The following is a 21,192-nucleotide window of genomic DNA, read 5'->3' as shown; positions in this document are numbered from 1 at the left end:
ACTTTCCTCCTGAAGCCGCCAACAGGAGGGAAGGATGAGCTGGAACCCGGCACTGGAACCGCAATGCCCCGATGCGGGCAGCCTTGATGCAATTGAAACGGTGATTATCCCGCGCGCCCGTGACCTCGGCGGCTTTGAGGTCCGCCGCGCCTTGCCCGCACCGCGCCGCCAGATGGTCGGCCCGTTCATCTTCTTCGATCAGGCCGGGCCGGCGGAGTTCCTGACCGGGCAGGGCATCGACGTGCGCCCGCATCCGCATATCGGCCTTGGCACCGTGACCTATCTCTATCAGGGCGAATTCGAACATCGCGATTCCTTAGGCACTCACCAGATGATCTATCCGGGCGAGGTGAACTGGATGGTGGCAGGCCAGGGGGTCACCCATTCCGAACGCACCTCGGCCACGACCCGCGCAGCCCCAAGCAGCCTGTTCGGTATTCAGACCTGGATCGCGTTGCCCGACAGCCACGAGGACACGCCCGCGGCCTTTGAACACCACGGCAAGGAAGCGCTGCCGCTGCTGGAGGGCGAGGGCAAGGCCGTGCGGTTGATCCTCGGCTCCGCCTGGGGTGAGAAAGCCCCTGCAACGCTTTATTCTGAAACATTTTATGCCGATGCGGTATTGCAGGCGGGCGCCAAACTGCCGCTGCCCTTGGATCACGAGGACCGGGGGCTTTATGTCACGCAAGGATCGGTTGAGATTGCCGGCGAAACATTTGAGGCCGGCCGGATGATGGTGTTCCGGCCCGGTGACGCGATCACTGTGACCGCAGGCCCGCAAGGGGCGCGGCTGATGGCGCTGGGCGGTGCGACGCTGAACGGGCCGCGCTATATCTGGTGGAACTTCGTCGCCTCCTCCCGCGACCGGATCGAAGACGCCAAGTCCGCCTGGGCCGCTGGCGACTGGCAGCAGGGCCGCTTCCAGCTGCCGCCTGGCGATGATGAAGAATTCACCCCGCTGCCGGAGAAGCGGAAATAATTCACATGTGAAGCCTTGCGCCGCCGCCCGAACGGGTGTTCTGTCCGGCCATGTCCCAAACCGTCAAATCCGGCTATTCCGTGCAAAACCCTCTTCGGGGGGTGTTCTGGATGGTTGTCACCGGTCTTTGCTTTGTGGCGGTCACAGCGCTGGTCAAACACCTTGGCAGCCGCATCCCGCCCGCCGAAAGCGCCTTTTTGCGGTACTTGCTGGGGCTGGTGTTTTTGATCCCGATGGCCGGGGCCTTGCGCCGGGCGCAGCTGACCCCGCGGCTTTGGGCATTGTTTGCAGGCCGCGGCGTGGTGCATTCTGCCGGCGTGATCCTGTGGTTTTATGCTATGACCCAGATCCCTCTGGCTGAGGTTACGGCAATGAACTACCTGTCCCCGGTTTATGTCACCTTGGGGGCTGCGCTGTTTCTGGGGAGAAGCTGGCGGTGCGCCGGATATCGGCGATTGCTGTCGCTTTGATCGGCGCGATGATCATCCTGCGTCCGGGCTTCCGCGAAGTCTCCCCCGGCCATATCGCCATGCTGTTCACTGCCGTGTCCTTCGGGGCCTCTTACTTGATCGCCAAGTTTACTGTCGGCAGCAACAGCCCGGCTGTCGTGGTCGGCATGCTGTCGATCTTTGTCACTCTGGGCCTTGCACCCTTTGCCCTGGCGGTCTGGGTGACGCCCACGCTGGCCGAGCTTGCAATTCTGTTCGGAGTCGCCTGCTTTGCTACCGCGGGCCATTACACCATGACACTTGCCTTTGCTGCGGCTCCCGTGGCGGTGACCCAGCCAGTCACGTTCCTGCAACTGGTCTGGGCCACCTTGCTGGGCGCACTGGCGTTTGGTGAACCGGCTGACATCTGGGTAATGTCCGGCGGCGGGCTGATCCTGGCTGCGGTCAGTTTTATCTCGTGGCGTGAAGCCAGAATTAAAAAGAAGGCTCTTACACCTTCCGGTAATGCGACTGGTGTTTGATCGTCTTATGGATGTTACAAACCCGAAGTAATCTCCCGCTCTTACCGACGCAGGCGGAGACCGCGCATGGCGAATTGGCTTTGGCCCACGGCGTTGCTGCTGGCGGCCCTTTTTGATCCGCCGGCCGCCCAGGCCGGGCCCAGTATCTGCAACGATACTGAGGCTTTGCATCAATTGGCCGTCAGCTTGCGGATTGACGGCCGTTGGGTGGTGCAGGGCTGGCAGCCGCTCATCCCGGGAGATTGCGCCGAACCGGTGCCGGCCGGCTATCAGGGCCGGTTTCTCTACTTCCGCGCCAAAAGCCCCGGATACAGTTTCCGCGACGACAGCGTCCGGTTTTGCACGGCCCAGGGCCGGTTCCGGATTGAACATGGCAGCGATTGCACCGCACAAGGCTATGCAATGCAGGGTTTTGCCAAAACCGTTACGGCACCAGCAGGACCGCAGGTTCTGCTCAGTACCCGATCACAGTCCGAGCGCCGGGAGGCTGCGTTTGCCACCTCTGAAGACGGGCATGACGCAACAGAAGACCAATTTCATTACGCGGCGGAGGTGGTCTTTCAAGGCTGCAAGCAGCAGAAAAGCCCGGGCGCCGTCACTTGCAGTTTTGTTGGCGGCGGGATGGAGTTCGGTGCTGTGGGCAAGGTCCGGATCTCCGATCCGGTCTTCACATTCCTGCTGGGGCTGGTGCGCGGCACCCCGCTGGCTATTGACGGTGAGATAGTCACCCGTTTCGGCTCCTTTGCAGAGCTGGAGCTGCACAGTGTCACGCCGCGTGTGCCGAACCGGTTCGACAAGATGCTGCAGAACATGCAGGGAGAGTGGCGGTCCGTGCAAAACCCCAAAGACCGGTTTGCCATTTCCGGTGCCGTGCGCCAGGTCCGTTACGGCGGCAGGCAAATGACCCCGGAGTTTGTCACGATCCAGCAAAGCTGCCGCGGCATGGGGTTTACGGGTGACTTCCTGATGGCCTGGGACAGCCAGAGCGGCACCAAACTGTGTTATCAGATCGATTCTCTGACCCGCGATGGAATGACACTTACTTATTTGCCGCGCGGAACCCGGCTGGACTACGAACGGCTGCCTGGCGGCTAGGCCTTATGGGATGACAAGATCCACAACCAGATGCGCCGCAGCTCGCGCGGCCTCGGGATTCAGCGGATCTTCCGACTGCGCGGCCTGCAGCCAGACCCCGTCCATATAGCATTGCAGCGCCTGGCGCGCGGTTTCCAACTGTCCGCCGGGCAGCAGCGCCCGCAGCTCGGCCAGGACATGGCTGCGCACCCGGGCACGGTTGATTCGGTGCAGGCGGCTCAGCCGCGGCGAATAGGGGGCATTTGCCCAGAACTGCATCCAGATACTGCACTGGGGCACAGTGAAAAGACCGTCGGCAAAGTTCGCGTCCATCACCGCATATAGCCGTTCGCGCGGGGTGCGCGCTGTGGCATAGCCATCCGCCATGGCCCGCCGCAGCTTGCCCAGAAGATGCAGCATTGTGGCTTCCATCAGCCCTTCCTTGGAGCCGAAATAATAGTTTATCGAGGCCGCCGAAGCACCGGCCTCCCTGGCGATTTCCGCCATGGTTACAACACCGTAACCGCGCTCATGCACTGCAACGATGGTGGCTTCGATCAGCTCTTCGTTGCGGATATCCCGGATGCGTTTCCTGCTCATGAATAAGTTGTGCGGCAATTGGGCCGGCGTTTCAACTGTTGTTCGAGGGAATTCAAATCTTGAATGACCATTCAAAAAACTATTTGGCCGATCAGTCTGCTGTGTTATGTACCCGACCCATGTCTTAGGGCGGGAACCGCCTGGAAATGGGAGGGACATATGACTTCAATCATTTCATTCGGGATTCTGCTTGCCTTTGCGCTGGTGGTGTTCTGCGTGATCAAGTGGTGGAACGTCCGCAACGTCGGCGTGACTCCGGTCCACTTGTTCACCTTCATCGCAATCCTCTTCACCTCGGGCCTGGACGTCGGCCTGATCATGTTCCCGCTGGCCTGGGACTTTCCGCTTTATGCCGACACCGCGGCAGAGCCCGCCTATGGGTTCACCAACCCGCTGGCGCTGGAATTCGGCTTCTGGGGCTTCCTGATCTGGGGCTTCTACTTCCTGACCACCTTCTACTTCTGCGTGGTCGAGCCGCGGGTGAAGTTCTTTGAGATCCCGCTGGTGAAATGGCTCAACAACATCGTGATCATCGGCACCTGCGCCTTCACCGGCGCGCTGTTCCTGATCTACCTGCCGTATTATGCCACTTTCATGGGCGACGGCGAGAGCGTGATCCCGGCCTTCTATGTCATTACCTTCCTGGTGATCCTGTTTGCCGCCTTCTCGTCGACCGACATCAAATACGTGCGCATCCTGTCGGTCGGCTCCACCGTGCTGTTCCTGTCGCTGATCCTCGGCATGTGGGCTTATTCCGGTATGGGGCTGGGCGCCTTCGGCGATACCGCCTCCAACATCGGCGGCTATTTTGCCAACATCCACAAATTCGTGCTGCCGCTGACCGACTATCACGAATTCTACCTGTTCTGGTGGTTTGCATGGTCGATCATGATCGGCCAGTTCACCTCGCGCTTTGTCGGCGGGCTGCGCACCTGGCAGGTTCTGGCAGCGCTGCTGATCTTCCCGTCGATCCCGCTGGGTGTGTGGTTCTCGGTTCTGTACTATTACCACCTCAACAGCATCGAGACGACGCTGCTGATCAATGTCTCCATGGTCGCGGTGGGCATCATCTTCGTGGTCAACTCCTTTGACTCGCTGATCCGCCTCTACACCGACAACTTGAACCTGACGGCCAAGCGTTTCGGCACCATTCCTTATGTGCTGGGCAATGCGGTTGTACTGTTTGCCCTGACCCTGGCGTTCCAAAGCCAGTGGCTGCAGATCCAATGGATCGGCACCGTGGTGATCGGCATCTATGTCGCCTGCCTGGCCTATATCGTGCTGTTCAAGCGCAGCGAAGTGATGAGCATCACCGCTTCGCCCGAGGAAAACACGCTCGACTTCGACAAGATCAAGACGGCCCATTAAGGGCGGTCTCCCGGCTGGCCCCTAGTTTCCCCGAATGATGGGACCAGCCACTAACTGCCTGGCAGCGCCTTCGGGCCTGCCAGGCGCCTTTCGAAGAAACATCGCCAATACTGGGAGGTCCGCGATGAGTGCCCCGAATATCCTGATCCTGATGGTTGACCAGTTGAATGGGACGCTTTTCCCGGACGGCCCCGCCGAATGGCTGCATGCTCCGAACCTTAAGAAACTGGCGGAACGCTCGACCCGCTTTAAGAACGCCTATACCGCGTCGCCCTTGTGCGCACCGGGCCGGGCGTCTTTCATGTCCGGCCAGCTGCCGTCGCGCACTGGCGTCTATGACAACGCCGCCGAATTCCGCAGCGACATCCCAACCTACGCCCACCATCTGCGCCGCGCAGGCTACTACACCTGCCTTTCAGGCAAGATGCATTTTGTCGGCCCCGACCAGATGCACGGCTTCGAGGACCGCCTGACCACCGACATCTACCCGGCTGATTTCGGCTGGACCCCGGACTACCGCAAGCCCGGTGAACGCATTGATTGGTGGTATCACAACATGGGGAGCGTCACCGGGGCAGGGGTCGCGGAGACCTCCAACCAGATGGAATACGACGACGAGGTCGCCTATAATGCCACCGCCAAGCTCTATGAGCTGTCGCGCGGGCTGGACAACCGCCCCTGGGCGCTGACCGTCAGCTTTACCCACCCGCACGACCCTTATGTGGCGCGCAAGAAGTACTGGGATCTCTACGAGGACTGCGAGCATCTTCTGCCGCAGGTTCCGGCAATGGATTACGAAGACCACGACCCGCACGCCCAGCGGATCTTTGACGCCAACGACTGGCGCAGCTTCGACATCACAGAAGAGAACATCAAACGCTCCCGCCGCGCCTATTTCGCCAATATCTCCTATTTGGATGACAAGATCGGCGAGATCCTGAATGTGCTGGAAACCACCCGGCAGGAGGCAATCATTCTGTTTGTCTCCGACCACGGTGACATGCTGGGCGAACGGGGCCTGTGGTTCAAGATGAGCTTCTATGACGGCTCCTCCCGCGTGCCGCTGATGATCTCCGCGCCGGACCTGCCTGCGGGTCTGATCGAAGCACCTGTTTCCACGCTAGACGTGACTCCGACGCTGGGCGCGCTGGCGGGTGTCGATATGGCTGAAATCGAACCCTGGACCGACGGCCAGAACCTGGTGCCGCTGGCCACCGGCACGGAACGGACTGAGCCGGTTGCCATTGAATACGCGGCTGAGGCCTCATATGCGCCGCTGGTGTCGCTCCGCTATGGCAAGTGGAAATACAACCGCTGCGCGCTGGACCCCGATCAACTGTTCGATCTGCAGGCCGACCCGCACGAGCTGACCAATCTGGCAGCCGATCCGGCCCATGCCGGAACGCTGGAAACCTTGCGCGCCAAATCAGACGCCCGCTGGGACCTGGAGGTCTTCGACGCCGAGGTGCGCGCCAGTCAGGCCCGCCGCTGGGTGGTCTACGAGGCTCTGCGCCAGGGCGGCTATTACCCCTGGGATTACCAGCCGCTGCAAAAGGCATCCGAGCGCTACATGCGCAATCACATGGATCTTAACACCCTCGAGGAAAACAAACGTTTTCCCCGCGGCGAATAACCCGAAATCAGCACCCCGCCAGTTCTTCTGGCCCCAAATATCCCCGCCGGAGGCATGAAAATATGACCCACCCCGCACAGCCCAAAGCCAGCCACTACATCAACGGCGAATACGTCGAAGACACGTCCGGCACCCCGATCCCGGTGATCTACGCCGCCACCGGTGAGCAGATCGCCACCGTCTACGCCGCAACGCCCGCAATCGTTGAACAGGCACTCTCCACCGCCAAGGAAGCGCAAAAGGCATGGGCCAAGATGACCGGCACCGAGCGCGGCCGCATCCTGCGCCGCGCCGCCGACATCATGCGCGAGCGCAACCACGACCTCAGCGTGCTGGAAACCTACGACACCGGCAAACCGCTGCAGGAAACCCTGGTGGCCGATGCGACCTCCGGCGCAGACGCGCTGGAGTATTTCGGCGGCCTCGCCGCCTCGCTGACGGGCGAGCATATCCCGCTGGGTGAAGACTGGGTCTATACCAAACGCGAGGCGCTGGGCCTTTGCGTCGGCATCGGCGCCTGGAACTACCCGACCCAGATCGCCTGCTGGAAAGGCGCGCCCGCGCTGGCCTGCGGCAACTCGATGGTGTTCAAGCCGTCGGAAACCACCCCGCTCTGCGCACTGAAAGTGGCTGAAATCCTGATCGAAGCCGGCGCCCCCGCGGGCGTCTTCAACGTCGTTCAGGGCATGGGCGAAGTGGGCGGTGCGCTGGTCACCGATCCGCGCGTTGACAAGGTCTCGCTGACCGGCTCGGTGCCGACCGGCAAGAAGGTCTATGCCGCCGCCGCTGCGGGCATGAAGCACGTCACCATGGAACTGGGCGGCAAGTCGCCGTTGATCATCTTTGACGATGCCGACATCGACAACGCCGTCGGCGGCGCCATCAACGGCAACTTCTACTCCTCCGGCCAGGTGTGTTCGAACGGCACCCGCGTGTTTGTGCAGAAAGGCATCAAGGAAAAATTCCTTGCCCGTCTCGCCGAACGCACCGGGAATGCCATCATCGGCGACCCGATGGACGAGGCGACCAGCTTTGGCCCGATGGTCACAGAGAACCAGATGAACATCGTTTTGGGCTACATTGAGAAGGGCAAAGAAGAAGGCGCCCGCCTGATCTGCGGCGGCAACCGCGCCGACAAGGACGGCTACTTTATCGAGCCGACCGTCTTTGCCGATGTGACCGACGACATGACCATCGCGCGCGAAGAAATCTTTGGCCCGGTGATGTCCGTTCTGGACTTCGACACCGAGGAAGAGGTCGTCGCCCGCGCCAATGACACCGAATTCGGCCTGTCTGCCGGTGTGTTCACCAAGGACTTCACCCGCGCCCACCGGGTGATCGGCAATCTTGAGGCCGGCAGCTGCTTTATCAACTCTTACAACGACGCGCCGGTCGAGGCGCCGTTCGGCGGCGTAAAGGCATCCGGCGTTGGTCGCGAGAACTCGAAAGAGGCGATCAAGCACTTCAGCCAGGTGAAATCGGTCTACGTCCGCATGGGCGACGTCGAAGCGGCATTCTGATTGCCCTTCCGGGCAACGCCCACCCGCCCGCCCCGTTGCCCGAAAGGGCAAGAGGGAAGGGGTAGCTGAGAGGTCGCTGAGGGCGCTTTGCGTCCTCAGCAGACCAGAACAATGATAAGGCAGATTCGGGATGCCTCAAGGACAAGCCGCGCCAAGCGCGGTGCCAATGGCATCCTTGATCCAACCCGGATCCGCAAGGAGAGAAGAAATGAACGCGGATTATGTGATTGTCGGGGCCGGGTCTGCCGGTTGTGCAATAGCCTACCGGCTGTCTGAGGCCGGCAAAAAGGTTCTGGTGATCGAACACGGCGGCACCGATGCCGGGCCGTTCATCCAGATGCCGGGCGCGCTCAGCTACCCGATGAACATGCCGCTGTACGATTGGGGCTACAAATCCCAGCCCGAGCCGCATCTGGGCGGCCGCGAACTGGTTTGCCCGCGCGGCAAGGTGATCGGCGGCTCCTCCTCGATCAACGGTATGGTCTATGTGCGCGGCCACGCCGGCGACTACAACCACTGGGCCGAGTCTGGCGCTGCCGGCTGGTCCTACGCCGACGTGCTGCCGTACTTCAAACGCATGGAAACATGGAACGATCGCGGCCATGGCGGTGATCCGGACTGGCGCGGCACCGACGGCCCGCTGCATGTGACCCGCGGCCCCCGCGACAACCCGCTGCACGACGCCTTTGTCAACGCGGGTGCGCAGGCGGGCTACCCGGTCACCTCCGACTACAACGGCGAGCAGCAGGAAGGCTTCGGCCCGATGGAGATGACGGTCTACAAAGGCCAGCGCTGGTCCGCAGCCAACGCCTATCTGCGCCCGGCGCTGAAGCGTGACAACTGCAACCTGATCCGTGCCTTCGCCCGCAAGGTGGTGATCGAGGACGGCCGCGCGGTCGGGGTCGAGGTTGAACGCGGCGGCAAGGTTGAAGTGATCCGCGCCAATACCGAAGTGATCCTGGCCGCCTCCTCGCTGAATTCCCCCAAGATGCTGATGCTGTCCGGTATCGGTCCGGCCAAACATCTGGCGGAACACGGCATTGACGTGGTCGCCGACCGCCCCGGAGTCGGCCAGAACCTGCAGGACCACCTGGAATTCTACTTCCAGTTCGCCTGCAAACAGCCGATCACCCTGTTCAAATACTGGAACCTGTTCGGCAAGGCGCTGGTGGGGGCGCAATGGCTGTTCACCAAGACCGGCCTTGGCGCCTCGAACCAGTTCGAAAGCGCCGCTTTTGTCCGGTCCGGCAAGGGGGTGGACTATCCGGACATCATGTATCACTTCCTGCCGATTGCCGTCCGCTATGACGGTCAGGCCGCGGCTGAGGGCCATGGTTTCCAGGCCCATGTCGGGCCGATGCGCTCCGGCTCGCGCGGCGAGGTCACGCTGAACTCTGCCGATCCGAAAGACGCGCCAAACATCCTGTTCAACTACATGTCGACCGAACAGGACTGGGAGGATTTCCGCAAATGCATCCGTCTGACGCGCGAAATCTTCGGCCAGGAGGCAATGAAGCCCTTCCTCAAGCATGAGATCCAGCCCGGCGATGCGCTGCAATCGGACGAGGAGCTGAACGGCTTCATCCGGGAGCACGTGGAAAGCGCCTATCACCCCTGCGGCACCTGCAAGATGGGCGCAGTTGATGACCCGATGTCGGTGGTCGATCCGGAGTGCCGGGTGATCGGTGTTGACGGGTTGCGGGTTGCCGACAGCTCGATCTTCCCGCGCATCACCAACGGCAACCTCAACGGCCCCTCGATCATGACCGGCGAGAAGGCCTCGGACCACATCCTGGGCCGCCGCCTGCCGTCCTCGAACGCTGAACCGTGGTTCAACCCGGACTGGCGCCAGGCGCAGCGCTGATCCTGTTGCGCTGCCAGCAAGCCGCCCGCCACCTCCCCGTTGTGCGGGCGGCTTATTTCCTGATGTCCTGGCCTGGGATCGGGCCAGGGAACGGGGCTGAAATCAGGCCTGAAAATCAGCGCGTTTGCCGCATCTTTTGATCCGCGTCAAAGCGGGTGCGCAGCGCTGCGGATAACCTGCAACCGACCCTAAAAAAAGGAGCGGGCAGATGTCCAACACCCCCCATGAACTGGCCGAAGAATTCCCCGACAAGGCCGTGCAGATCAGTCAGCTGAAACAGGCCGATGCCCATTTCGCCAAGCTGTCGGACGAATACCACGAGGTAAACCGAGCCGTACACCGGGCCGAAACCAACGTGGAGCCAGTGAGTGCTGAGGCCGAAACCGGCTTGCGCAAACAACGCGCCGCGCTGAAGGACGAGATCTGGGGGATATTGTCGAAGGCGTGAGAGCAGATCGTGTTGACGGCAGAACGGGGTATCACTGTAGCCCCGTTCTGTTTTTTGAACCTGTTCGGCACTGACTGGCCTAGACCCGTTTCAGGGCCGGTCTGCGTTGCAGGTACCTGAGCCCATCAAGACCGGCATGGATTGCCCGCCGGTGTCCAGGGCAAAGGCCTGTTTCACCCGAATGGAGCCAAGCCCCGCAGCCGTAAGCGCTGCGCGCATCTGCTGTTCTGTCAGCCCGAAGCCACCGCCGTCCTGGCCTTGCCAATCCCATTGCACAAACCGGCCGCCGCGCTCAAGCAGGCCTGAAAGTGCCTTCACGGCAGCTGCGTAGTCCGGCAGGAAGCCGCAGACGGAAGACGCACAGATCAAATCGAATCCGGAAAGCCGGTTTTTGCCGCCCGCAGCTCCACCGCCTAGGATGTCCGCGTGGACAGGTGTCACGCTGGGCAGATTCTTGTCTTTCAGGACCGCAATCATCCTGTCCGAGGTGTCAACGGCAATCACCTCCTTAACATGCGGTGCAATCAGTTCCGTCAGCAGGCCGGTTCCGCATCCAAAGTCGAGGACACGTTTCGATTGCCAAGCCTCACCTCGTATTCCGGCATGCGAGTCGAGCGCGGAAAACGCTCTGGCTGCAAAAAGCCTGACATCGCTGTTGCCGTCCCACCCGTCCGCATAGTCATTCCAGTTGTCTGTCATTCGTTATGCATTCCCTCAGTATTGGCGACGGCTCCGGTCCGCTGAAGACCCGATCGTGCGTGCCGCGGAAGCACCGGACATTGGCTGGGCCGGACGCGGCAGTCAATACGGCAGACAAAAGGGGGGCAGGCATTGTTTCCAGACGCTCAGTGTCTCAATCCGCGGCGTCAGGGATCACCCCTGCCGCTCTCTCCCGCAGGAACTTTTCCCCAGCCGTCAGGCCTGCGTCCCAGGTCGCCTGGATCTTCTCCGGATCGGTGAAGTCGATCTTATCCGCGGGCACCTCTTCCTCGGGCCAGACGTACAACCGCCCGGCGACCTCGGGCAGGCGCTTGTACGGGCGCGTCAGCAGTACCAGCGTGCGCCCCTTGTCGGGGTCCGGCATCGGCGCCTGATCGGCCATGCCGCCGTCGATCACCGCCCGTCCGTTCCAGCGGGGCGGGGCGAACACAGGCGGGATGGTGGCCGCGAACCGCACCAGAGCGGCCAGCTTCCCCTCCTGCGCTGCGGCGCGGGCGTCCACCAGGCTGGAGCTGACACCCAGCCGCTCTGCCCAGTTAAAATGCGGCGAGCCGACCATATGCAGCTCGGTTTCATAGGCCAGCGTCGCCAGGCTGCCAGTCAGGCGCGCCCAGCGGTCAGAGGGCGGATGGCCCAGCAGGATCTGCGCCTGCGGCCCGGCGGCCACCCGCGCCATGGCATCGCCGTCCAGCGACCGGGTGACCACCTCCTCATAGACCGTCTGGTGCGGCGTCAGTCCGGCCTCGCTAGGGTGGTGCCAATTGATGTTGCTGCCGGTTGACCGGAAGGCCTCCTTCATCTCCGCCAGCACCCGCTCGCCGCGGCCCGCCAGGAACCCGGCCAGCGTCAGGGCGCCGCCAGAAACCCCGGTCACGCGGGCGGGGCTCAGCGGCAGTTCATTCTGCACCACGTGCAGAAAACCGCCTTGCCAGAAGCAGCGGCAGCCGCCGCCGGACAGGACTAATTGTTCAAAATCTGCCATGAATCCTACCCTAGAGTGTGCCAGGCGCGCAGGCCAGCCGGTGCATCAGCTGACCTCATACGGCAGCACGCCGCGCTGATCGGTGTTGATGGTCAGCCGCCGCTCCAGCGGCGGGACCGAACGCTGGTGGCAGTCTTTCCGCTCGCAGATGCGGCAGGAAATGCCGATCGGCTCATAGGCGCTGTCCTGGTTCACATCCATCCCGTCTGCATAAACCAGCGCCTCCGCGTGGCGCACCTCGCAGCCCAGCGCAATGGCATAGCGCCGCACCGGGGATCCGAATGAGCCGCCCGGTTTCGACACATCCCGCGCCAGTGAGATATAGCGCACCCCGTCCGGCGTCTCTGCCAGCTGGCGCAGGAACCGGCCCGGGGTCTCAAACGCCCGGTGCACGTTCCACAGCGGGCAGGCACCGCCGAACCGGGCAAACTGCAGCCGCGTGGCCGAGTGCCGCTTGGTGATCGTGCCAGCCTGATCAACCCGCACAAAGAAAAACGGCACTCCCTTGGCGCCGGGCCGCTGCATGGTCGACAGCCGGTGCGATATTTGCTCGATCGAGGCGCCAAAGCGGATCGACAGCAGCTCCAGATCATGGCGGCAGGCCTGCGCCGCCTCCAGAAATCTTGTGTAGGGCATCAGGGCGGCACCCGCGAAATAGTTGGCAAGGCCGATCTTGGCGATGGCGCGGGCCTCCTCGCTTTGGAACTTTGCAAAATCCAGCGTCGCTTCCAGCAGCGCGTTCTGCCGCAAAAGCGCCACCTGCAGCAGCATCTGAAACAGCTGTGTTTGCGGCGCCGAGCGGTTGGACAGATGCAGCACGCCGGTCTCCGCATCATAGTGGCGCAAGCCCTCCATCTCGGACTGGCGCACGGTCACGCCGCCGCGCTCCAGCGCGGCCACGGCTGCCGCGCGGATGTCATTGGCGGCGGCAAAATGCTCGGCTGCATGGTCCACTGCATCGATGTAGTTGTCGCAGTAATGGAAGAAATCGCGCACTTCTTCCCAAGGGGAGGCCTGAATGCGCGCGTCCTCGCGCCCCAGTGCCTCGTCCAGCGAGGCCAGCCGTTCATGCGTTTGCCTGTAGGCCCGGTGCAGCGATAGAAACGCCCGCGCCAGGGCTGGCGCGTTCGAGGCCGTCAGCCGCAAATCGGCCAGCGGCGGCGCTTCATCAGCAAAGACCGGATCCGCCATTGCCTCGCGCATGTCGCTGACCAGCCGCTCGCTGTCCCCTGCAGACAGCTCGGTCACATCCATGCCGAATTCCTGCGCCAGCGCCAGCACCACCGTGGTCGACACTGGCCGGTTGTTGTTCTCCATCTGGTTCAGATAGGGCAGGGAGACCCCCAGCTTGGCGGCAAAATCCTTTTGCGTCAGCTCCAGCCGCTGCCGCATTTCGCGCAGCTTGGCGCCGGCGTATAGTTTCTGGGTGGCCATTAGGCGCCTCTTTGCAAATCCAACTCTTGCGAATGGTATAATTGCAAACCCATGCCTGCAAGCCGGCCGCAGGCGTTATGCGCCGATCTGCCGCTCCCGCCGGACCACCAGCAGGATTGCAGCCAGCCCGCACATTGCGGTGCCGAACATGATCGCAAGCAGTGGCACCGCGGTGGATCCCGGCACCAAAAGCATCCCCGCAAAGGCGCTGAGCGCGGCCCCCGCGCCGATCATGATCGCACCGCTCAGGCCGGACGCAGTTCCTGCCAGATGCGGGCGGACTGAGATGGCGCCAGCAGTGGCGTTGGGGATCGCCATGCCGTTGCCCAGGCCGATAAAGCACATCAGGCCAAAGAAGGTGAACACGCTGTCGGCGCCGGCCATTGCAATCAGCAGCGACACCAGAACTCCGCCGCCATTGATTATGCAGCCCCACAGCACCATGCGGTTGACCCCGATCCGGGTGGAAAACCGCCCCGAGATGAAATTGCCGGCAAAATACCCCACCGCCGGAGTGGAGAAGTAAACCCCCAGCTCCGCCGTGCTAAGGCCATAGACCTCGGTGCCGACAAAAGGCGCACCGCCCAAGTAAGCAAAGAAAGCGCCTGACGCGAGGCCCGAGGCCAGCGAATAGCCCCAGAACCGGGGTGAGCGCAGCAGCTCCGGGTATTCGCGGAACTGCGCCATCAGCGTCTTGCCGCTTTTGTGGGCCGTCTCGCCAAAATCGGTAAAGGTGATGGCCAGCGTCGCCGCACCGACCAGGAACAGCAGCCAGAAGTTGGCCTGCCAGCCCATCCACTGATCCAGGAAGCCGCCGATTGCGGGGCCGATCATCGGAACAATTGCCATGCCCATGGTGACATAGCCGATCATGCTGGCGGCTTGGTTGGTGTCATACATGTCGCGCACCGCCGCCCGGCTTAGCACCATGGTGGCCGCCACCGCGGTCTGCGCCACCCGGAACAGCAGGAACGCCTCGGCCGTCGGCGCATAGATGCAGCCCAATGTTGCCAGCAGGAACAGCACAATGCTGACCAGGATCACCGGCCGCCGTCCTATCTGGTCCGAGATCGGCCCGACAAAGATCTGCACCACCGCATTGCCCGCCAGATACAGCGCCACCGACAGCTGCATCACCCGGTAATCGACCGCATAATACTCGGACATCCCCGCCAGCGACGGCAGATGCAGGTTCATGCCAAGCGCCGACAGCCCGGCAAGCAGGATCAGGGTGAAAATGCGCGGAGGCGTCCGCTGGCCGGACACGCGGGAATTATATGTGGACATACCATCCGGTTAGAGCAGTCGGCCCGTCTTGTCCATCAGTCCCCGGCCTGGCAGGGCATAAGGTTGCCGCAGCGTCAAAAGACTCTTGCGCCGAATTCAAAGCCTCCCCTATGGTTGCTTAAGCATTCCTTCAATTCGCGCATTCCCCCGAGGCCCGTCCTTTTAAGTTCTGTTGAGGTGACCCATGGCCAATACCCCTGATCCGCTTGCCAACAATCCGGCCATCCGGCAATGGGCCGAACGGTTTTACAGCCTCAAGGCCTGGACCATGCCTGACTTCCCCGATCCGGTGAATGAAGACGTGGACAACAGGCGTTCGGCGGCCCTGACCGAGCTGAACAAGATCACCATTCCCGCCGAACTCAGCTCAGGCGCGCGGCGCAGCCTGGCGGGCGGGCGCAAAGCATTGAAAAAGGAAATCCTCAGCGCGGATGAGGCCGGCGCCTTTGACAAGATCGACAGCGATATCTCGGATCTGTCCAGCCAGATCGCCGAGCAGCTGGCTGTTGCGGCAGCGCGTGACAAGGCGCAGACCGCCCTGGCCGCAGCTGAGGATAAATTCGCCTCGGTGCGCGACAGTCTGGACCAGGGCGCCTTTACCTATGTGGAGGGGCTGATCAAGGCGGCGCAAAAGACCATGGCCGCCGCCGTTACCGACAAGGACTTTGAAGCGGTGGAGGCCGCGGCCAAGGATGCCTCATCCAAGGCGGAAGACGCCAATACCTATGGTCTCTTCTTCGACAATTGGACCAGCGCCACGCTGGCGCTGATCAACCCGATGACAGGCGTTACCAAAGATACCGCCGAAGCCGCCCGCGGCACCCAGATGAAAGCCGCCGCCGTCCATTCCAAAGCCGGGGATTTCGGCGCCGCCAAACTGGCGCTGGAGGCCTGGAAATCCAATCTGGGCGATGAGGGGGATCTGGCAGAGGCTCTCAGCTTTGCCGCGCTGATGGACGAATACATGGCGAAAACCCATGACCGTTGCGAGTTCATCCTCGCCAGCGCGGTTCCGGACGCCAAGGATTTCCGCAATCACCTGAAAAACGCCAAGAAAAAAGGCTATAAGGAGCAGAAATTCAACGAGGCCAAGGCGCTGCTGCAGGAGCTGATCGACTACAGCTCCAAGGACCGCGGCAAACTGGCCCGCTATATGCGCGGCTTTGACGGCTCTCTCAGGGCAGACGAGGGGTTCCGCAACGCTTTGGCAGCGGCGGATACCAAGCAGAAATTCAAAGGCAACAATGATCCCGCGGGCGCACAGGCGGATCTGAAGGTCTGGGAAAAGGCTAACCGCGATCTGATGCGCAAAAGCCACTCCAAACAGATCGTCAAAGCACTGGAAAAGAAATACGATGCCCTGAAAAAGGTTCTGACAGAGCCGGAACTCAGCGATCTGAACACCACCTGGAACGACCACAAACTGCTGGCCGATGCGGATAACTTCGACAAGAAAACCGGCGCGCCGCAGTATCATGTTAAGCTCAACCAGCTGTTTCAGCTGGAAAAAGTGGTGGATGACCGGCGCGAAATGGCGCAGATCCTGACCCGGCACCCAGGTGCTGCGGACTATGACTTCCACAAACCGGTGGCGGATGCCATTGCGGCGCAGAAATACCCCGAGGCCATCACCGCCGTGCCGGCCGCGCTGGCGCTATTGCGGGCAATGCCAGGCTATTTGACCGCCAAAAAGGCCGCCGAAGACCTGCTTGCGGTGCTGCCCGATGATGCGGATGTTTTGAAGAGCACGCTGGATGACGCGGTCAAGGCCGCAGATCTCACTGCCCGCGGCGGTGATCCGGCCAAGGCCGCAGGTGAACTGCAAACGGTTCTGGATAACGCCGATTTCATGGATCTGGTGCTGGCCATGGCGGATTACCGCGCCAAGCTGGCCAAGGTCGAAAAACAGCACGACCGGACCAAGAAATACCTCAAACTGCCAGCCGCCGAGAGCAAACTGGACGAAGCCCTGCAGGCGGCCAAGGACCGGGCCGGAACGGACAAGGAATACGGCGACGCCTTCCTGATGCTGGACACCCATGAAAAGCTGCTGAAGACGGTCAAACCGATGGCCACGGCCCGTTTCCAGGTGCAGGGCATCATTGGCGCGCTTAAACGCGCGGGCTTGGAGGCGGAAAAACTGGATCCGCTGGAGGTCCGGGTGGCCTCTGCTGAGGATGAGGCAAAGAAGCCGGATTTTGAAAAGGCCAAGACCGCCTTTGACGGCATCCGCACCGATCTCGAAGGGCTAAGCAATGAAGCGGCGGAAGCCTATGAAATGCTGGACGGGGTCGGCAGCAACGCAGGCCACTCGCTGGACCGCCACGGTCCGGACGTCAGCGACGAGGATCTGATCATCCGGCTGAAAACCGGCAAGCCGCCCAATGCGCATTCCGACGACGAACGCTCCTATACCGGTGCGTCGTCCAAGTTCCACAGCCCGCAGGACTGGCTTGCAGGCCGCGAAATTGCTGCCGAGGCCGCGCTGGCTAAAGGTGTTGATATCACTGAAACCGAAATGACCTTCTCCGGTGATCCGCTGACCGACCCTGATGAAAGCGCCGACTTCACCGTCGAACACGGCCGCCCGATCGACAAGGCCTATATCGGCCATAAGAAACACGTGCGCTCCGATGACAACGGCGAGCCGATTTCCGATAAGACCTATGAAAGCTTCGAGGAGGTCGAGGGGCTGACCCGCGCCTATGTGAACTTCATCTGGGAGCCGGAGCTGCTGCCGGCGGAAACCACAGACAATCCCGATCCTGCAACCGACTATCCCGAGGAAAAAGCGCAGGATAACGCTGACTATGTGGCGAAATACACCACCCGGCACGGCACCGCTCCGGCCAAAATACCGGGCCGCTGGGTGATGATGCAGCAATACCCGGTCGCTGATGGCTGGGATAACGAGACCAAGACCTACACCAATGGCAATCCGGGGAACATGATCCCATGAAAATCCGCAAGGAACTGATCGCGGGCTATACGCGGCTTCTGACTATGGGCCGGGCGGTGAACGCGCCTGATCCGATGGCCGATCTGGCCCAGTTCGACGCCGACATCCGCAGCATGCACAAACGCGCCTATAAAGAGGGCAACCTGGACTGGCTGCGGCTGGCGCTGGATTCGCTGATCGCCCGCCCGGCTGGACGCATCAGCCAGTTTGCAGGCCAGCAATACCCGTTCGACGACGCCGAACTGCAGGCGCTGTTCCGCCGCGCCTACGGGATGATCTGGCCGGATCAGCCGTTGTCCGAACCGGGCGACGAGGCCGATCTCGATTTTGTGGAAATGAGCGCTGAGGACTGGGACGCCTTCACCGGCAACGCCAGCTAGGAGCCAGCTTAGGAGACACGCTATGCCTGATCAGGCTTTTGACGCGGACGCTGTTCTGAAACTTCTGAAAAAGGCCAAGGCCTCCGGCAAGGAGCTGCCTTTTGCCTTTGGCCTTGCCGGTAAGCCGGAAGACTGCGGATTGATGATCGACTTGCGCAAACCCGGCAAGGTGCTGCGCGGCGACATGAAAAAGGCGCCGGGGATCAAGAAATCCTGTTTCGGCACCCTGCGGGTTGAGGAAAACGAGGTACTCCTGCAGCCGGAAAAACCGCTGAAGGGCATCGTCAAGCAGCTGAAGAAAAAGTTCATGAAGGAGGGCATGGTCAAATTCAAGCCGGTGCTTGTCGGCCCCGACGGCAGCATCATTGACGAAGACAGCCTGCCGGATGACGACGACACTGCAGGGACCAGCCCTGAAACCCGCCCCGCCGAAGACAGTACGCCTGATGCAGGGGCTGCTGCGGCGTTGAAATCCCGCATTGCGGCAGCGGCTGAGGCGGTCAAGGCGCTGGGCAAGCCGGACTTGGCAGGCAAGCTGGCCCCGGAAATCAAAGCCAGCGTGAAGCTGCTGGGGCAGGGTGATCACGACGCCTGCGCGGCCCGGCTCGACCGGCTTGAGGCAGCCCTTGCCAAACTGGGCGGCCAGCCCAAGCCTGCGCCCGCGGACCCGGCCCAATCCGAACAGGCCGCAAAACTGGGCAAGCTGCTGACCGCACAGGCGGCCAAGCTTAAATCCCTGCCGCCGGAACAGGCCGCGCCCTTGGCCGAACAGGCCCGCGCTATCGCCGCCAACCTGAAATCAGGTGCCTTGCCCGCGGCCGCCGATGGCCTGAAGGCACTGATCAAGGCGCTGGACACGCCTGCCGGGGACACGGCGCCGCAGGCGGACGTGATGGAAATCTGGCAGGCCGCCAAGGAGGACGTGGACCGCGGCGTCTCCAGCCTGCAGGACGCGCTGAAGTCCCACAACCACCCGGTGCTGGCGCAAATCGCCGATGCCGGGCTGGCAGGTGTCACGGACGGCAACCAGACGGCGCTGATGAAGGCCTTGTTCGAGATGAAATCGGCCGCTGGCGACGCCCGCAAAAAAGCCGCACAGGCGCTGCTGGCCCAGATCGCCGCCTATCTGAAGTTCCTTAAGGACGATCCGGTGATCGGCATGGTCGAAGACAATCCTTTCGGTGTCAAAGCCCCGGTTAAAACACCGCTGACAAACGCCCTGCGGCAAATGGCCGAGATCGCCAAAGCGGCCTGAGGCTGCCTTCCCGGCCCCGGTCAGGGGCTGGAACCCGAATGCAGAGTTTGCTGATTTACAGATTTGCACCATGCGTATGCAAACGATTTGCAAATTTGCGATAATGTTCTTTGGCTTCGCTGCAGCGCAATATATGGTCCCGGTGAAATCTACAGGGGACATGTGCCATGAAAGACATCCTTTCCGAGCTGGAAGACCGCCGCCAGGACGCGCGGCTGGGCGGCGGCCAGCGCCGCATTGACGCGCAGCACGGCCGCGGCAAACTGACGGCCCGTGAACGGATCGAACTGTTGCTGGACGAGGACAGCTTTGAAGAGTTCGACATGTTCATCAGCCACCGCTGCACCGATTTCGGCATGGAAGGCAACAAACCGGCAGGCGACGGCGTGGTCACCGGCTGGGGCACCATCAATGGCCGCCAGGTCTATGTGTTTTCCCAGGATTTCACCGTGCTGGGCGGCTCGGTCTCGGCGACCCACGCCCAGAAGATCTGCAAGATCATGGATATGGCGATGCAAAACGGCGCGCCGGTGATTGGCATCAACGATTCCGGCGGCGCCCGCATCCAGGAAGGCGTTGACGCGCTGGCAGGCTACGCCGAGATTTTCCAGCGCAACATCATGGCCTCCGGCGTGATCCCGCAGATCTCTGTCATCATGGGCCCCTGCGCCGGCGGCGCCGTGTACTCGCCCGCAATGACCGATTTTATCTTCATGGTCAAAGACACGTCCTATATGTTCGTGACCGGCCCGGATGTGGTGAAAACCGTGACCAACGAGGTGGTGACAGCTGAAGAGCTGGGCGGCGCCTCCACCCACACCAAGAAATCCTCGGTTGCTGACGGCGCCTTTGAAAACGACGTCGAAGCACTCGCAGAAGTCCGCCGCCTCGTTGATTTCCTGCCGCTCAACAACCGTGAAAAACCCCCGGTGCGCCCGTTCTTTGACGAACCGGGCCGGATTGAGAGCAGCCTGGACACCCTGATCCCGGACAATCCCAACAGCCCCTACGACATGAAGGAGCTGATCACCAAGGTCGCGGACGAGGGCGACTTTTACGAGATCCAGGAGGATTTCGCCAAGAACATCATCACCGGTTTCATCCGCCTTGAGGGCCAGACCGTGGGCATCGTCGCCAACCAGCCGATGGTGCTGGCAGGCTGCCTCGACATCGACAGCTCCCGCAAGGCCGCACGTTTTGTGCGCTTCTGCGACTGTTTCGAGATCCCGATCCTGACCTTTGTTGATGTGCCGGGCTTCCTGCCGGGCACCTCCCAGGAATACGGCGGCGTCATCAAACACGGTGCCAAGCTGCTGTTTGCTTACGGCGAAGCCACCGTGCCCAAGGTCACCGTGATCACCCGCAAGGCTTATGGCGGCGCCTATGACGTGATGGCCTCCAAGCACCTGCGCGGCGATTTCAATTATGCCTGGCCGACCGCGGAAATCGCGGTGATGGGCGCCAAGGGCGCGACCGAAATCATCCACCGCGCCGATCTCAAAGACGCGGATAAGATCGCGGCCCACGCCAAGGATTATGAAGACCGTTTCGCCAACCCCTTTGTGGCGGCAGAACGCGGCTTTATCGACGAGGTGATTATGCCCCAATCCACCCGCCGCCGGGTTTCGCGCGCGTTTGCCTCTCTGCGGGGCAAGCAGCTGAAGAACCCGTGGAAGAAACACGACAACATTCCGCTGTAAGGCCGATGTTGAGCGGGGG

The 21,192-nt window shown here is 61.9% G+C and carries 16 protein-coding genes and 1 pseudogene; 12 read left to right on the top strand and 5 right to left on the bottom strand.

Annotated features, from left to right (window positions below; all coding sequences use genetic code 11):
* Nucleotides 1-34: 34 nt before the first annotated feature.
* The 3 genes and pseudogenes from ETW23_RS12510 (at nt 35) to ETW23_RS12500 (ending at nt 3,044) form a co-directional block, all read left to right on the top strand.
* Nucleotides 35-979, top strand: a complete 945-nt coding sequence (locus ETW23_RS12510) for a pirin family protein (protein WP_134830181.1) — start codon at nt 35-37, stop codon at nt 977-979.
* Between the two features lie 50 nt (nt 980-1,029).
* Nucleotides 1,030-1,949: pseudogene (locus tag ETW23_RS12505) on the top strand (DMT family transporter).
* Nucleotides 1,950-2,015: 66 nt separating this feature from the next.
* Nucleotides 2,016-3,044, top strand: coding sequence for a DUF1036 domain-containing protein (locus tag ETW23_RS12500; RefSeq protein WP_134830180.1), 1,029 nt, complete (start codon nt 2,016-2,018; stop codon nt 3,042-3,044).
* A gap of 3 nt (nt 3,045-3,047) precedes the next feature.
* Here the strand turns inward: ETW23_RS12500 and betI are convergent, their stop codons facing one another.
* Nucleotides 3,048-3,623, bottom strand: coding sequence for a transcriptional regulator BetI (betI, locus tag ETW23_RS12495; RefSeq protein WP_129370403.1), 576 nt, complete (start codon nt 3,621-3,623; stop codon nt 3,048-3,050).
* Between the two features lie 159 nt (nt 3,624-3,782).
* Here betI and ETW23_RS12490 point away from each other — a divergent pair, with 159 nt between their 5' ends.
* The 5 genes from ETW23_RS12490 (at nt 3,783) to ETW23_RS12470 (ending at nt 10,456) form a co-directional block, all read left to right on the top strand.
* Complete coding sequence (locus ETW23_RS12490; RefSeq protein WP_134830179.1) at nt 3,783-4,991, top strand: BCCT family transporter; 1,209 nt, start codon at nt 3,783-3,785, stop codon at nt 4,989-4,991.
* A gap of 124 nt (nt 4,992-5,115) precedes the next feature.
* Entirely contained in the window at nt 5,116-6,624 is a 1,509-nt protein-coding gene (gene betC / locus ETW23_RS12485) for a choline-sulfatase (protein WP_134830178.1), read from the top strand.
* Between the two features lie 62 nt (nt 6,625-6,686).
* Nucleotides 6,687-8,144, top strand: coding sequence for a betaine-aldehyde dehydrogenase (betB, locus tag ETW23_RS12480; protein WP_134830177.1), 1,458 nt, complete (start codon nt 6,687-6,689; stop codon nt 8,142-8,144).
* 208 nt (nt 8,145-8,352) lie between these two features.
* Nucleotides 8,353-10,008, top strand: coding sequence for a choline dehydrogenase (gene betA, locus ETW23_RS12475; RefSeq protein WP_134830176.1), 1,656 nt, complete (start codon nt 8,353-8,355; stop codon nt 10,006-10,008).
* Nucleotides 10,009-10,216: 208 nt separating this feature from the next.
* A complete protein-coding gene (locus ETW23_RS12470) occupies nt 10,217-10,456 on the top strand; it encodes a YdcH family protein (RefSeq protein ID WP_134830175.1) in 240 nt (79 codons plus the stop codon).
* Nucleotides 10,457-10,546: 90 nt separating this feature from the next.
* On the opposite strand, the gene ETW23_RS12465 is transcribed toward ETW23_RS12470, so the two are convergent.
* The 4 genes from ETW23_RS12465 to ETW23_RS12450 form a co-directional block, all read right to left on the bottom strand.
* The gene (locus tag ETW23_RS12465; RefSeq protein WP_134830174.1) at nt 10,547-11,155 is read right to left on the bottom strand and encodes a class I SAM-dependent methyltransferase; all 609 of its coding nucleotides are present in this window, start codon (nt 11,153-11,155) and stop codon (nt 10,547-10,549) included.
* A gap of 154 nt (nt 11,156-11,309) precedes the next feature.
* Entirely contained in the window at nt 11,310-12,158 is an 849-nt protein-coding gene (locus tag ETW23_RS12460; protein ID WP_134830173.1) for a patatin-like phospholipase family protein, read from the bottom strand.
* A 45-nt stretch (nt 12,159-12,203) separates the two neighbouring features.
* Nucleotides 12,204-13,592, bottom strand: coding sequence for a short-chain fatty acyl-CoA regulator family protein (locus tag ETW23_RS12455; RefSeq protein WP_134830172.1), 1,389 nt, complete (start codon nt 13,590-13,592; stop codon nt 12,204-12,206).
* 75 nt (nt 13,593-13,667) lie between these two features.
* On the bottom strand, nt 13,668-14,879 hold the full coding sequence (locus ETW23_RS12450; protein WP_129370412.1) for a multidrug effflux MFS transporter: 1,212 nt from the start codon (nt 14,877-14,879) through the stop codon (nt 13,668-13,670).
* 184 nt (nt 14,880-15,063) lie between these two features.
* Here ETW23_RS12450 and ETW23_RS12445 point away from each other — a divergent pair, with 184 nt between their 5' ends.
* From ETW23_RS12445 to ETW23_RS12430, 4 genes are all read left to right on the top strand, one after another.
* Nucleotides 15,064-17,838, top strand: a complete 2,775-nt coding sequence (locus tag ETW23_RS12445; protein ID WP_134830171.1) for a hypothetical protein — start codon at nt 15,064-15,066, stop codon at nt 17,836-17,838.
* Nucleotides 17,835-18,218, top strand: coding sequence for a hypothetical protein (locus ETW23_RS12440; protein WP_134830170.1), 384 nt, complete (start codon nt 17,835-17,837; stop codon nt 18,216-18,218). Before ETW23_RS12445 ends, ETW23_RS12440 begins: the two co-directional genes overlap by 4 nt.
* A gap of 22 nt (nt 18,219-18,240) precedes the next feature.
* Nucleotides 18,241-19,473: a hypothetical protein gene (locus tag ETW23_RS12435; RefSeq protein ID WP_134830169.1), complete on the top strand. Its 1,233-nt coding sequence runs from the start codon at nt 18,241-18,243 to the stop codon at nt 19,471-19,473.
* Nucleotides 19,474-19,640: 167 nt separating this feature from the next.
* A complete protein-coding gene (locus tag ETW23_RS12430) occupies nt 19,641-21,173 on the top strand; it encodes an acyl-CoA carboxylase subunit beta (protein ID WP_129370416.1) in 1,533 nt (510 codons plus the stop codon).
* Nucleotides 21,174-21,192 lie beyond the last annotated feature (19 nt).

The organism is Leisingera sp. NJS201 (assembly GCF_004535885.1).
GTDB lineage: Bacteria > Pseudomonadota > Alphaproteobacteria > Rhodobacterales > Rhodobacteraceae > Leisingera.
This window is presented reverse-complemented; position numbering and strand designations above follow the sequence as displayed.

Coding starts and splice junctions, on each gene's coding strand:
- ETW23_RS12510 (WP_134830181.1), top strand. CDS start 35: ATGAGCTGGAACCCGGCACTGGAACCGCAATGCCCCGATGCGGGCAGC.
- ETW23_RS12500 (WP_134830180.1), top strand. CDS start 2,016: ATGGCGAATTGGCTTTGGCCCACGGCGTTGCTGCTGGCGGCCCTTTTT.
- betI (WP_129370403.1), bottom strand. CDS start 3,623: ATGAGCAGGAAACGCATCCGGGATATCCGCAACGAAGAGCTGATCGAA.
- ETW23_RS12490 (WP_134830179.1), top strand. CDS start 3,783: ATGACTTCAATCATTTCATTCGGGATTCTGCTTGCCTTTGCGCTGGTG.
- betC (WP_134830178.1), top strand. CDS start 5,116: ATGAGTGCCCCGAATATCCTGATCCTGATGGTTGACCAGTTGAATGGG.
- betB (WP_134830177.1), top strand. CDS start 6,687: ATGACCCACCCCGCACAGCCCAAAGCCAGCCACTACATCAACGGCGAA.
- betA (WP_134830176.1), top strand. CDS start 8,353: ATGAACGCGGATTATGTGATTGTCGGGGCCGGGTCTGCCGGTTGTGCA.
- ETW23_RS12470 (WP_134830175.1), top strand. CDS start 10,217: ATGTCCAACACCCCCCATGAACTGGCCGAAGAATTCCCCGACAAGGCC.
- ETW23_RS12465 (WP_134830174.1), bottom strand. CDS start 11,155: ATGACAGACAACTGGAATGACTATGCGGACGGGTGGGACGGCAACAGC.
- ETW23_RS12460 (WP_134830173.1), bottom strand. CDS start 12,158: ATGGCAGATTTTGAACAATTAGTCCTGTCCGGCGGCGGCTGCCGCTGC.
- ETW23_RS12455 (WP_134830172.1), bottom strand. CDS start 13,592: ATGGCCACCCAGAAACTATACGCCGGCGCCAAGCTGCGCGAAATGCGG.
- ETW23_RS12450 (WP_129370412.1), bottom strand. CDS start 14,879: ATGTCCACATATAATTCCCGCGTGTCCGGCCAGCGGACGCCTCCGCGC.
- ETW23_RS12445 (WP_134830171.1), top strand. CDS start 15,064: ATGGCCAATACCCCTGATCCGCTTGCCAACAATCCGGCCATCCGGCAA.
- ETW23_RS12440 (WP_134830170.1), top strand. CDS start 17,835: ATGAAAATCCGCAAGGAACTGATCGCGGGCTATACGCGGCTTCTGACT.
- ETW23_RS12435 (WP_134830169.1), top strand. CDS start 18,241: ATGCCTGATCAGGCTTTTGACGCGGACGCTGTTCTGAAACTTCTGAAA.
- ETW23_RS12430 (WP_129370416.1), top strand. CDS start 19,641: ATGAAAGACATCCTTTCCGAGCTGGAAGACCGCCGCCAGGACGCGCGG.